13 protein-coding genes are annotated in these 13,370 nt (G+C 36.9%); 10 read left to right on the forward strand and 3 right to left on the reverse strand.

Annotation, left to right across the window (positions count from 1 at the left end):
* Positions 1 to 30: 30 nt before the first annotated feature.
* A complete protein-coding gene (plsY, locus tag NSQ95_RS09320; protein ID WP_251553142.1) occupies positions 31 to 636 on the reverse strand; it encodes a glycerol-3-phosphate 1-O-acyltransferase PlsY in 606 nt (201 codons plus the stop codon).
* Between the two features lie 443 nt (positions 637 to 1,079).
* Here plsY and parE point away from each other — a divergent pair, with 443 nt between their 5' ends.
* Genes parE through NSQ95_RS09335 form a run of 3 tightly spaced genes read left to right on the forward strand, consistent with a single transcriptional unit; the run spans position 1,080 to position 6,698 of the window.
* Positions 1,080 to 3,050: a DNA topoisomerase IV subunit B gene (gene parE / locus NSQ95_RS09325; RefSeq protein ID WP_251553141.1), complete on the forward strand. Its 1,971-nt coding sequence runs from the start codon at positions 1,080 to 1,082 to the stop codon at positions 3,048 to 3,050.
* Positions 3,047 to 5,479 carry a DNA topoisomerase IV subunit A gene (parC, locus tag NSQ95_RS09330; RefSeq protein WP_342560749.1) on the forward strand — a complete coding sequence of 811 codons (2,433 nt, stop codon included), beginning with the start codon at positions 3,047 to 3,049 and terminating at the stop codon, positions 5,477 to 5,479. The genes parE and parC overlap by 4 nt, the downstream gene beginning before the upstream one ends.
* A gap of 16 nt (positions 5,480 to 5,495) precedes the next feature.
* Entirely contained in the window at positions 5,496 to 6,698 is a 1,203-nt protein-coding gene (locus NSQ95_RS09335; protein WP_342560750.1) for an MFS transporter, read from the forward strand.
* On the opposite strand, the gene NSQ95_RS09340 is transcribed toward NSQ95_RS09335, so the two are convergent.
* Positions 6,680 to 6,904, reverse strand: coding sequence for a hypothetical protein (locus NSQ95_RS09340; RefSeq protein ID WP_342560751.1), 225 nt, complete (start codon positions 6,902 to 6,904; stop codon positions 6,680 to 6,682). The genes NSQ95_RS09335 and NSQ95_RS09340 overlap by 19 nt on opposite strands.
* 152 nt (positions 6,905 to 7,056) lie before the next feature.
* Between NSQ95_RS09340 and NSQ95_RS09345 the strand changes: the two genes are divergently transcribed.
* The 5 genes from NSQ95_RS09345 (at position 7,057) to NSQ95_RS09365 (ending at position 10,199) form a co-directional block, all read left to right on the forward strand.
* Entirely contained in the window at positions 7,057 to 7,593 is a 537-nt protein-coding gene (locus NSQ95_RS09345) for a copper resistance CopC family protein (protein WP_342560752.1), read from the forward strand.
* Positions 7,590 to 8,696 carry a CopD family protein gene (locus NSQ95_RS09350; RefSeq protein WP_342560753.1) on the forward strand — a complete coding sequence of 369 codons (1,107 nt, stop codon included), beginning with the start codon at positions 7,590 to 7,592 and terminating at the stop codon, positions 8,694 to 8,696. The genes NSQ95_RS09345 and NSQ95_RS09350 overlap by 4 nt, the downstream gene beginning before the upstream one ends.
* A gap of 126 nt (positions 8,697 to 8,822) precedes the next feature.
* Complete coding sequence (locus tag NSQ95_RS09355) at positions 8,823 to 9,329, forward strand: N-acetyltransferase family protein (RefSeq protein ID WP_342560754.1); 507 nt, start codon at positions 8,823 to 8,825, stop codon at positions 9,327 to 9,329.
* A gap of 123 nt (positions 9,330 to 9,452) precedes the next feature.
* Entirely contained in the window at positions 9,453 to 9,548 is a 96-nt protein-coding gene (locus NSQ95_RS09360; protein WP_222123056.1) for a putative holin-like toxin, read from the forward strand.
* Between the two features lie 183 nt (positions 9,549 to 9,731).
* On the forward strand, positions 9,732 to 10,199 hold the full coding sequence (locus tag NSQ95_RS09365) for a GNAT family N-acetyltransferase (RefSeq protein ID WP_342560755.1): 468 nt from the start codon (positions 9,732 to 9,734) through the stop codon (positions 10,197 to 10,199).
* Positions 10,200 to 10,212: 13 nt separating this feature from the next.
* Here the strand turns inward: NSQ95_RS09365 and NSQ95_RS09370 are convergent, their stop codons facing one another.
* A complete protein-coding gene (locus NSQ95_RS09370; RefSeq protein WP_342560756.1) occupies positions 10,213 to 10,620 on the reverse strand; it encodes a DUF2809 domain-containing protein in 408 nt (135 codons plus the stop codon).
* 153 nt (positions 10,621 to 10,773) lie between these two features.
* Between NSQ95_RS09370 and NSQ95_RS09375 the strand changes: the two genes are divergently transcribed.
* Both NSQ95_RS09375 and NSQ95_RS09380 read left to right on the forward strand, forming a co-directional pair.
* The gene (locus tag NSQ95_RS09375) at positions 10,774 to 11,265 is read left to right on the forward strand and encodes an RDD family protein (RefSeq protein ID WP_342560757.1); all 492 of its coding nucleotides are present in this window, start codon (positions 10,774 to 10,776) and stop codon (positions 11,263 to 11,265) included.
* Between the two features lie 616 nt (positions 11,266 to 11,881).
* Positions 11,882 to 13,333, forward strand: a complete 1,452-nt coding sequence (locus tag NSQ95_RS09380) for a carbon starvation CstA family protein (protein WP_342560758.1) — start codon at positions 11,882 to 11,884, stop codon at positions 13,331 to 13,333.
* Positions 13,334 to 13,370: the final 37 nt, after the last annotated feature.

Here is a 13,370-nt window from a genome sequence, read left to right on the forward strand (position 1 = left end):
CTTTAGCAGCAGGAAGCTTCGATTCAATAGTTAAATCCACTTGACCTTTGGCTCAGTTCCATTTTTAATGCGCTCTATATTCGAACGATGACGATAGAAAATAAAGATTGCAAGCAAAAGTACGATTACGATTAGTGGCCAATCTTCTTTGACCGTAAAATAGTAAACAATAGAGTAAATGAGTGCAATGATGGCTAAACACATAGAGGTTAGAGATACCATTTTGGTTATTTTTAATATAATAAAAAATCCTACTACTAAAATTACAAATATCGGCCAGTTATAGCCTAATAGGATCCCTCCTGATGTAGCCACTGCTTTTCCGCCTTTAAACCCAGCGAACACAGGATAAATATGTCCAATTACAGCAACTACCCCTAAAATTAGAGGATGCACGTTTGTTGAAGCAAAAAACGGAAGCAAGCCTAACAAAGTGGCTGCTGTCCCTTTAAGAATGTCCATAATTGTTACGGCCAACCCAGCCTTTTTACCGAGCGTTCGGAAAGTGTTAGTTCCACCAAGATTGCCACTACCATGCTCACGTATATCAATGTTATAAAATAGCTTTCCAACCCATAATCCTGATGGAATTGATCCGATTAAATAAGCAAGCAAAAGTAAAATGAATATTGTCATAGTGTGCTCCTTCTATATGTATCTATTAATGAATATAATAACTTTCTTATTTTACCATGTAGACAACTTTTTATTCAATGACAAGTAATGTCGTTATAACGGAGAGTTCGAGCGCAATATAAGTCTTTTTGGACCTCAAAGTAAGTGTAAAACCTATTATAAAAAAAATTTAAGTAGGTTCCTAATGAAAAATTCCAAGTTTATACGATATACTTAATATACAATTGGTCTTTTAAGCAACTGGATGAAAACATTGTTTAAAAGTAAAGAAGGAATTATCTAGGTGAATAGAGAATGCATGAAAAGGGTAGATTGCATTCTAATTGAACTTTCACTACAATTGAAGTCTGGCCTGTCCTTCAGCGCTATTGACATAATGACAATCTGTTTGTAGGCTTAAATAGAAAGAAGAACAAACGTTTTGTTTTTTTGGAGGGAACGAATTGAGTAAAAACAATAATTTAACAAGCTATGGCGATGATGATATTCAGGTGCTTGAGGGCTTGGAGGCCGTAAGAAAAAGACCGGGAATGTATATTGGATCAACAGATTCTAGAGGTCTTCACCATTTGGTCTATGAAATAGTAGATAATGCGGTGGATGAAAGCCTTGCTGGATTCGGTGAACATATTATAGTTACAATCCATTCAGACCAAAGTATAACGGTAAGAGATTTTGGACGAGGTATGCCTACTGGTATGCATAAGACAGGCGTTCCTACTGCGGAAGTAATTTTTACTGTACTACACGCAGGTGGTAAATTTGGACAAGGCGGCTATAAAACAAGTGGAGGTCTACATGGTGTAGGTGCTTCTGTAGTAAATGCTCTCTCCTCATATGTAGATGTAGTCATTCATAGAGATGGGAAAAAATTTGCACAACGCTTTGAAAATGGTGGGAAAGTAGTCGAATCGCTAAACCAAATAGGGACTACAAAAGAAACGGGAACATCCGTACATTTCTTACCAGATACCAAAATCTTCTCTACTACTAAATTTAACTATGAAACACTTTGCGAAAGACTTAGAGAATCCGCTTTCCTCTTAAAAGGATTAAAAATCGAATTATTTGATGAACGTACCGAAGCCCACGATGTGTTTTATTATGAAACAGGCATCGAAGCTTTCGTTGCTTATTTGAATGAAGAGAAAGACGTTTTACATCCAGTGTTTTATATGGAAGGCAGCCACGAAGAAATTGAAGTGGAATTCGCTTTCCAGTTTAATGACGGCTATTCAGAAACGATTTTATCCTTTGTAAATAACGTGAGAACTAGAGACGGCGGTACACATGAAACAGGTGCCAAGTCGGCGTTGACACGTGTATTTAATGATTATGCTAGAAAAACAGGATTATTAAAGGAAAAAGATAAAAACTTAGATGGCTCGGACATTCGTGAAGGAATCTCCGCTATCGTATCTCTTAGAATTCCCGAGAATCTTTTGCAATTCGAAGGGCAAACGAAAGGGAAACTGGGTACTAGTGAAGCAAGAAGTGCGGTAGATTCTGTTGTGTCTGAAAAGCTACAATACATCCTCGAAGAAAACTCCGAGTTGTCCGCCTCTTTAATCCGAAAAGGGATTCGTGCTCAGCATGCTCGAGAAGCAGCAAGAAAAGCACGTGAAGATGCTCGAAATGGGAAAAAGCGCAAACCATCCGAGTTATTATCAGGTAAACTTACTCCTGCTCAATCTAGAAATGCAAAGAAAAACGAGCTTTATCTAGTAGAGGGTGACTCTGCTGGAGGTTCTGCTAAGCAAGGTAGAGATCGAACTTTCCAAGCTATCCTTCCCCTAAGAGGAAAGGTTATAAATACGGAGAAGGCTAAGCTTACTGACATCATGAAGAACATCGAAATTGCTACGATTATCCATGCAATTGGTGGTGGAGTTGGAGCAGACTTCAAAATAGAAGATATTGCTTACGACAAAATCGTCATTATGACCGATGCCGATACAGATGGAGCACATATCCAGGTACTATTGTTGACGTTCTTCTATCGATATATGAAGCCATTGATTGAAAACGGCAAAATCTATATCGCCATGCCTCCTTTGTACAAGGTATATAGAGGAATGGGGAAAAAAGAGGTCTCCGAATATGCATGGACCGAAAAAGAACTCAATGCAGCGATGGAGAGAATTGGAAAAGGCGTTATGCTACAACGTTATAAAGGTCTTGGTGAGATGAATGCCGATCAATTATGGGATACAACTATGAATCCTGACACTCGAACTTTAATACGAGTAACGATTGAAGATGGGGCACGTGCCGAGAGACATATAACAACTCTAATGGGGGATAAAGTAGAACCTCGCAGAAAATGGATAGAAGCAAATGTTGACTTTAGTTTAGATGATGATTCTAACATCTTAGAAAATGACAGAATTCACACGGAGGATGAATTAGTATGACACAAACCGAAAGATATCAAAATTTACCCTTAGAAGAAGTACTAGGTGATCGGTTTGGACGTTATAGTAAATACATCATTCAAGACCGCGCTTTACCTGATGCTAGAGATGGACTTAAGCCAGTTCAGCGTCGTATATTATTTGCCATGCTTCAGGAAGGGAACACCAATGACAAGGCGTTTCGTAAGTCAGCTAAGACCGTTGGAGTTGTAATTGGTAACTACCATCCTCATGGTGACTCTTCAGTCTATGAAGCGATGGTGCGTATGAGTCAGGACTGGAAATTGCGACATATGCTAGTTGAAATGCATGGGAACAACGGTTCAGTGGACGGAGATCCACCCGCTGCTATGCGTTATACAGAAGCAAGGCTTTCTGCGATTTCTCATGAGCTATTAAGAGATATTAATAAGAATACGGTGGATTATATTCCTAACTTCGATGACTCGGACATGGAGCCTATGGTTCTCCCCGCTCGTTTTCCTAATTTACTAGTAAACGGTGCAACTGGGATATCCGCAGGATATGCAACAGATATACCTCCACATGCTCTACACGAGGCGCTTGATGCCGTTTTAATGCGCATGGAGAATCCAGCATGTACTGTGGACGAACTCATGACTGTTATTAAAGGGCCAGATTTTCCAACAGGTGGGATTATCCAAGGCGTAGAGGGGATTAAAAAAGCTTATGAAACGGGCAAAGGCAAAATCGTTGTTCGCTCTAAGGCTGAAATTGAAACCATCAAAGGCGGTAAAGAACAAATCGTCATAACTGAAATTCCATATGAAATCAATAAGGCTAATCTAGTCAAAAAAATTGACGAGCAACGATTAGACAAACGTTTAGATGGAATTGCAGATGTTCGAGATGAATCAGACCGAACTGGATTGCGTATTGTAATAGAGATGAAAAAAGAAATTGATGCTCATGGTATATTACAATACTTATTTAAAAATACAGATTTACAAATCACCTATAATTTTAATATGATCGCCATTCATAATCGTAGACCAACTATGATGACATTGCCTTTATTACTTGATGCATATATCAATCATCAAAAAGAGGTTGTTACTCGTAGAACAATTCATGATCTGAATAAAGCTCAAGAGCGCCTCCATATTGTCTCAGGTTTGATGAAAGCCTTATCTATTTTAGATGAAGTTATTAAGACGATACGTGCTTCTAAGGATAAAAAAGATGCCAAAAACAATCTGATTAAATCCTTTGACTTTTCTGAGGCACAGGCGGAGGCAATCGTTTCCTTGCAGCTATATCGTTTAACTAATACAGATATAACGGAGCTACAAGAGGAAGAGAAAAAATTAAATCTGCTAATCACGAGTTTAGAAAACATACTTGCGAAGGAATCTGTTTTGATGAAAACCATCAAGAAAGAACTACAGGTTGTTCGTAAGCAGTTTGCTGAACAACGTAAATCAGTTATCGAAAATGAAATCGAAGAGATAAAGGTTACTTTAGATGTGCTTATACCATCTGAAGAGGTTATCGTTACGGTTACAAAGGATGGCTACATTAAACGAACAGGCATGAGATCCTTTAACGCATCCAGTGGACAGGACTTTGCTATAAAAGAGTCTGATTATCTTCTTTATCAGGAGTCCATCAATACGCAGCATCACCTGCTATTGTTCACTTCTAAAGGAAATTACATTTATCAGCCGGTGCATGAATTACCTGATATTCGCTGGAAGGATCTTGGACAGCACATATCTAGCATTGTTCCTCTTGATACAAATGAGACCATTATCAATGTTATTGGAATTGAATCATTTGATTTAGACTTATGTGTTTTAACTGCAACAAAAGAAGGTCAGATCAAACGATCACTTCTTTCGGATTATGTAGTGCAACGCTATGCTAGACCTATAAAAACGATTAAACTCAAGTCAACGGATGAGGTTATATTAGCTCAGCTAGTAGCGCCATCAGATGAAATACTTATGACAACGCATTTAAGTTATTCTGTTCGCTTCTCTTTAGACGAAGTGCCAATAACAGGAGTAAAAACTAGTGGCGTTAAAGGGATCAATCTTAAAGAGGATGATTATGTCGTAAGTGTAAACGTAATATCACAACAAAGTACGGAAGACATTATGCTGATCACTCAGCGTGGTTCCATTAAACGAATGCACCTTTCTGAAGTCGAGCCAGGAGCTCGGGCAAAAAGAGGACTTGTGACACTTAGAGAATTAAAAACTAACCCGCATCGCGTGTTTGCAGTTGTTCTAGCTAACAAGTCAGAAGGCTTAGTAGTAGAAACGGTAAAAGGACATCAGGAAACGATTGAAGTGAATAGCTTCCGTCCGACAGATCGTTATTCTAATGGCTCATTTGTGATAGATACAGAGAAGGATGGGCAACTTCTAAGAGCTTGGAAGAAGCCAGTAGAACAAGAATCCTAAAAGAGGGAAAAAGGATATGTGGAGAAATAGAAACGTTTGGATTGTTCTAATAGGGGAATTAGTTGCTGGCTTAGGACTTTGGAGCGGTATAATAGGAAACCTGGAATTTATGCAGGAAAAGGTCCCCTCTGATTTCCATAAGTCCTTGCTGCTTGCTAGTGGTTTACTTGCAGGAATTCTTGTAGGCCCGCTAGCAGGGAGAATCATCGACCAGTCCAATAAAAAAAAGGTATTAATCCTTTCTGGTATCGGTCGACTATTTAGTGTGTTATTTATGTTTGTTGCTATTGCTACAGGATCCATTTGGTGGATGTTATTATTTCTAATAAGTCTGCAGGTATCCGCGTCCTTTTACTTTCCAGCTTTACAGGCTACTCTGCCGTTAATTGTTAAGGATGAGGATTTACTTCAGTTAAATGGTTGGCATATGAATGTTTCCACTATTGCTAGAGTAGCAGGTACTGCAATTGGAGGTCTTGCATTAGTTTACTGGCCCATCCAATCTCTGTATATTATTTCAATGATTGCTTATGCAGGTATTCTTGCATTTACTTTTATGCTCCGAATCGACGAAACTGCTAAAGAAAAAATACTAGTGAGTAATGGACCTAGAAGAGATGGTTTTAAAGAGGTTTTTCCTATGCTTAAAGGGAATATGCCTGTCATGCTTACACTACTCCTAACCTTAATACCTGTTTTATTTTTAGGTTCCTTTAACTTGATCGTCATTAATATTAGTGAGATTCAAGATTCATCTTCTATAAAGGGAGTCATTTATGCAGTCGAGGGTGTAGCCTTCATGATTGGTACCCTTGCTATTAAGTATATTGGGAAAAGATATAGCACTAAATCTATTCTCTTCACTTTCGTATTTGTCATTGGTCTTGCTGAGATATCTATGTATTTTGTTGCAAACCCAATATTAACACTAGTAAGCTTTGCTTTGTTTGGTTTCTCTATTGGCTGTTTTTATCCAACAGCATTAACCATTTTCCAAAAGCAAGTGCCGAAAGAGTATCATGGTCGATTCTTCTCTTTTCGAAATATGCTGGACCGAATTTCGTTCCAAATTGTTTTGTTATCGACAGGTGCCATGTTAGATTTAATTGGTCTTCCGTACATGATGGTCATATTCGGTGTATTTAGTATAGGGTTAACAACTATTTTTCTGTTGCAAATTCAAAAAAGAAAGCTATCGTTTCAGATACCAACTGCATGAACATAATAAAAAGCATTTCCATCGGGGTATAAACCTTGTTGGAAATGCTTTTTATGTTTGTTATGAAGGTGATGCAATTTTTCCTTTTTAGTCTTAGTTTTTCTAACATGAGTGCTGAATTCAATGTCATTTCTCAGCGATGATACATCTTTTCCAGTTGTTCTTAGCTGATGAAGTCTTTTTTTCTTGGCATGTGATTTAGCCATATGAATCTCTCCCTTTATAATAGTTTACATCTTCCATATTAGAGAGATTGATTGTAAAATTCAATCTTTATCGTAATTCTATAGAATGTGGTATAAGTAATAGAGAGCACTATATTTATTTAAGCATACATACTACTTTGGAGGTCAAACTTATGAAAAAAATATTAAGCTTATTTGCGATCTGTTTATTTCTATTTGGAGGGAAAGCTTTTGCTCATACAGGTTTAGAAAGCTCAAATCCTTCGGATGGCAGTACAATCACAGATCCAATAGAAGAAATAACACTTACTTTTTTAACTAAGATAGAACAAACTAGTTCTTTTAAAATAAAAGGAACAAATAATAAAGAGATTCCGGTAAAAGACATTGTTGTGGTCGATGATTTAATGACTGGAACAGTAGAAGGTATGGATAATGGAGAGTATACACTAACATGGAATATCATAGGTGCTGATGGACATCCGATTCAAGGAGACCTATCATTTACCGTAAATCTTCCTGTTGTTGAAAATCCAGTGGAGGTAACTGAAGAAGCTGAGACTGATGTTGAAGAAACTGCTCCTATCGTAGAGACAAACGAGGTGGGAAGTGACTCATCCTCCAACGGTTTCTTTATATGGATGATTATCGGTTTAGTAATTGTTTTAGCGGCTAGTTTTTGGGTGATAAATGGGCGAAATAAAAAATGATGATGCTTTTATCAACCATTAGCGAAGCCTTTCTATATGCCTGCTTTGCATTGTTAATGGGGAGCTTTATATTTTCACTCATCCCAGAAGATCTAAAGCCAACGATTGTAGTTTCTAAAAAGGCAAAGTTAATGGCAGTTGCTGGTATAGCAGTATTTTCCTTTATGCCAGTATTCAATATAATGATTTATTTGCTAGAGGAATACAGTTTTCTCTATGTATTAGAATCAGTATTATTGACGTTTGAAATAGGGAAGGCTTGGATTGTAACGATTGTGATCACCATTTTTCTAGCAGTCTATATTTGTTTATTTGACGATAGAAATTCACCTGCCTATCCTATTTTGGGGATTGGATTACTACTTGCGATGGTCGCAGCAATGAGCTGGACTACTCACTCACACGCTGTTTATGGTATACAAGGATTTATCACGCATTTTATCCATTTTGGGACTGTGATCGTTTGGATAGGTGTATTAACAATGGTAGCTTGGTTTTCTATTAACAAAGAGAATTGGATAGCCTTTTTAAGCTGGTTCCATACAATGGCTGTTTTTTGCTTTGCGATTATCTTTGTGACTGGTCTTACGTTAATGTCATACTCGATGACTATCACGGAATATCCGAATTCATGGATGCAGCCTTATGGTCAAAGCCTTCTGATTAAACATTTACTTATCCTTCCCTTGATAGGCTATGCATTCATTAATGGATTTTTGATGAAAAGAAAGCTACGTGTAAAAGAAAATGTAGATCCGCGACCTTGGACTCGGTTAGAATCTGTTATAGTATTATTCATCTTTGCAGCAACAGGTGCTATGAGCCAGCAGGAGCCACCACACAACAATGTGTTGCTAAGTAATGAAACACTTTTACAAGCCTTCGGTATCTTCCCGTCTAGTGAAGGCTCTTTAGTTCCTTTAACAGTGGAGCTTGTGGCAAATTACAAAGGTATTTCTTTTGGTATTCTAGCTATGGCCTTTTTAGCTATTAGCATCTATTCCTTTATCAAAAAAATGCCACCAATATTTTCATTTATTATGAGTATCTTATTAGTCCTATGTGCGTTATTTGCCATCTCATTTAGCGTAATAGCGTATTAACTAAAAAAGCACTTCTTACAAGGAATTTTTCCTTTGAAGAAGTGTTTTTTTTATTATATTTATATATAAACTCATATTTACTTGTCGTATAATATGAGAAAACATGGAGAAATGAAGGGATTAGGCATGATTCATAAAGAGATAGTCATCAGAAAACTGATGGAGAACGATTGGGAAAAGGTGCGCGCCATTTTTATAGAGGGTATCCAAACCGGAAATGCAACCTTTCAAACAGAGGCTCCTACATGGGAGGAATGGGATGCTAACCATACAGCCAATTGCAGACATGTAGCGGTGTTGGAGGATCAAGTCGTAGGTTGGGTTGCCCTTAGCCCAATTTCAAGTCGAGAGGCATTTTCTGGAGTTGCTGAAGTAAGCATTTATATATCTGGTTCAGCGACCGGTATGGGGATTGGCGGAAAGCTATTAGAGCATCTGATCGAAGAAAGTGAAGAACAAGGATTTTGGACAATTCAATCCATGATCTTCCCAGAAAATGAAGGAAGTATTCACTTACATAAAAAATATGGGTTTGAAACAGTCGGTACGCGAAAACAAATGGGTAAGCTGAACGGTGTCTGGAGAGACGTCGTATTATTAGAAAGAAGAAGCTCTACATTAGGAAAGGATTAAAGTTTATATATGGAAGAGTTATGAGATATAATAGATATCAAATAGATTAGTAATCTCATGGGTGGTTGGCACAATGATCCCTTATGTCACGGCAAAGCGAGACAGGAGGGAGGTGCTGCCTTTTTGACTGTATTTGAATCCCTAGTAATTATGATTAGCTTTGGTTCGCTAATTATTGCTTTAATTACTTTGGCACTTTCAATGACACAAAAAAAGTAACCCACCTGTGAGTTAGCGCTCGGATGGGTTACTTTGCCTTAAGAGCCAATCCCCATTGAAGGGAACTAGTCTATTTTGCCGCTCGGATGCTACCAACATCTAAGCGGTTTTTTTATTTTATACATTTCTTAACACGATTATACCAATATTTTATGCTAGTATCAATTTAAAGGGAGTGGTGAGATGAATATTAAGCTGGCTGAAAGAAATGATCTCGTTTCCATTGTTAATATCCTAGACAAAACGACGCTGAAGCTATTAAGGAAAGGAATTGAGCAATGGTCTTATCCATGGCCAGCATCAATCGTGGAAGAGGAAATAAATCAAGGCTTAGTCTTTAAGATGGAGCTAGATAATGAGATAGTGGGAACTTTTATGATAAAGCCTATCCATCGACTAAATAGCCTTCATATTAACCCAATCAGTCTATATGTAGGAAGAATTGCTATTATACCTGAATACCAAGGTAAAAACCTCGGTGCCTCCATTATTAACTTTTGCCGTGCTATTTCTCAGGAACACAAAAAAGATATGTATTTAGACTGTTGGGCCGGAAATAACAAGCTTAAGTCATTTTATATGAGCTGTGACCTAGATTATTTAGGAGATTTTCCTGAGGATGGTTATCATATAAGTATATTTCAATTTTAAGAAGTGTATTTAGTTAGGAGGTGGTTTGTTTAAGGAACTTGTTCCATAAAGCATCAAACAAATATGCTACAACTACACCTAATGTATATCTCCACAGATCTTCGATTAAAAATCCTCTTCCAAGTATTAAAGCCCCGAGTGTATTTCCTCGAATACTATTCATCCACTGACCTTGATATAACTGACTAAACTCAATTCCAAAACAAAAGAATAAACTGATGCATAAGGAAAGAAGAGGCGGTTTAGTAGCGAAAATAAATCGTGCCCCGAAGTACACCATGGCTGCCCAAAGAGTGTCACCAGCATTATCGGCTACCACTTCTATAAGCAAGTAATCATATCTTCTAGAAGCTAGTCCTAACACGATCATGAGAAAAGTAAGTGCCAAATACGTGATGCGAAAATGAATAAATGGCTTCAAAGTATACACTCCTACAAATGAGTAATAAATATGGAAAACCCTATATTTTCTGACAAAATAATAGTTTATTTATATTTACATAGTATAATTAATATTGTATTTGTCTGAATAAAGAGTTAAATGAAAGATTGCTTAAAGAGAAGGAGAGTGAAAATGGAAAGAATATTATTTAACCTAGCAAGTGCTCCCAGAAGAATTATAGCATTTTTAGTGGATAGCTTACTCTTTTTATTACTGACTATTATCGTTTCATACATTGTCAAAGGTGATTTTGATAGAACTTTTATAGACAGCAAATATTGGGACGCGATCTTTGCATTATATTTAACGATTCTCCCAGTCGTTTGGATCGGCTATACCACTAGCAAGAAAATGTTCAACATTAAAATAGTTCGTGTAGATGGTGAACTGGTAACCTTCAAAAATATGCTATTAAGAGAACTAGTCGGCAGATACTTATTGGGGGTTGTAAGTTTTGGTATAACTAACATTGTAAGCTTTTTTATGATTATATTTCGCAAAGACAAGCGAGCTATACACGATTTAATAGGTGGGACAATAGTAGTTCCAAGTAATAAGAAAAAAATGCATTATTCATCTGAAGAGGAATTATTAACTGGTGAGAGAGAAACTATACGTCTTTAGATTATGAATTTCTTATTGTCTTAGCATACATACTGAGAAATGGTGGGGAGTAGATGAGCGAGCGATTTGATTTGAGTTTTAAAAACAAGGAAGTTAGGATGTGGTTTTATATTATATTGCCGACAGTTGTCGCATGCAGTATAACCTTATTATTTATTAATCCTAATTACACTTACATTCCACAAGTGATAATTTTTATTGCCTGGATCATCTATTACTTATGGAGATTTTTTCATAGACGGCATAGAGATCAACGTGATCCTAATATAGACGGTCATTAATACATTAAATTTTAAGTTGTGCGGTGGAATGGAAATGCTGTCTTTTCAATCATTTGGTCACATACATAGCCAAGAAAGTGATCTATCAATAAAGTGTATTAATCTTATTCTGAGATTGTGTGTGCAATATAATTAATAAATTGCGGGTTCATCAGAGTTCCTCACGGGTTAGATAATAAGAAATTATAATTATATAAAAAGGAATAACTACTTTAGAAGATAAATATAAATACAAGAAAACGGTTACATAATAAAAGGATTTTTGAATAATGTTTCGACTGAGAAATATAGGTTTTAAATTTAAAATTAAAAAATAATTATAGAGGGGGAAAAACATGCTTACCTTTTTAATTGCAATTGTGATCCTTGTGATTGCTTATTTTACGTACGGGAAGTTTATTGAAAAAATATTTGGTCCCAAAGAAGACAGAATGACGCCCGCCTATGCTAATCAAGACGGGGTAGATTATGTACCTATGAGCAAGAATAAAAACGCTTTGATACAATTACTAAACATAGCCGGGACAGGACCAATCTTCGGACCGATCATGGGAGCTTTATATGGACCTGTTGCCTTTATCTGGATTGTCGTAGGAGCTATTTTTGCTGGAGCAGTACATGATTATTTAACAGGCATGATTTCCATTCGGAACCGTGGAGCACATATTCCTGAACTTGCGGGGAAATTCCTAGGAAAGTTTTCCAAACACTTAGTAAATGTTTTTGCACTTTTATTGCTATTACTAGTTGGTACTGTGTTTGTTACTACACCAGCTTCCTTATTTAGCGCACTCCTGGATAATAGAATAGCACTAGGTTATATTATTGCAGCTATCTTTATTTATTATTTCTTATCCACAGTATTACCAATTGACAAAATCATTGGTCGCTTTTACCCAATCTTCGGTGCAGTTTTATTAATCGGGACACTTGGAGTTGGCGGAGCATTAATGTTCTCTGATTATACAATTCCTGAATTGACTTTAACGAATATGCACCCAGCAGGGCTACCTATATTCCCAATTCTATTCTTAACGATTACTTGTGGAGCTTTATCTGGCTTTCACGCAACACAATCTCCGATTATTTCTAGGACTACTCAAAATGAGAGTCAGGGACGGTATATTTTTTACGGAATGATGATTACCGAAGCAGTTATCGCAATGATTTGGGCTGCTGCTGCAATGAGCATGTTCGATGGGCAAGGGTTACAAGGATTAATCAATGAGGGTACTGCTTCTTTAGTAGTTAAAGAGGTATCTATGACCTTACTAGGAGCAGTAGGTGGAACAATTGCTGTATTAGGTGTAATTGTACTACCGATCACATCAGGGGACACAGCATTCCGTGCAGCCCGTTCGATTATTGCTGATTATTTAAATATCAATCAAGCAAAATTAACTAAACGTCTTGCAATCGCGATACCATTGTTTGCAATTTCATTCCTATTAACGAAAATAGATTTTAATATTTTATGGAGATATTTCTCTTTTGCAAACCAAGGAACATCTGCACTAGCTTTATGGATTGCTACGATGTATCTAATGGTAAAAGGGAAGAATTACTATGTCAGCTTAATTCCTGCACTTTTTATTACCGACATGATAGCAGTCTATATACTAAATGACGCAAAGCTTGGGTTTGGATTAGCTTACGGAACAGCACATATTGGTGCTCTAATCTTTACGGTAATTATTACTGTACTCTTCTTTATGAAGGCGAAGAAAAATAAAAAAGAAGGCTTACAAGTTGATTTAGAGGAAACAAAGGGAGTACCAGTTCCTTAAACAAACGAGATGGGTAGTTCGCTGCCCGTCTTTTTTT

It is taken from the genome of Psychrobacillus sp. FSL W7-1457 (assembly GCF_038593405.1).
Classification (GTDB): Bacteria; Bacillota; Bacilli; order Bacillales_A; family Planococcaceae; genus Psychrobacillus.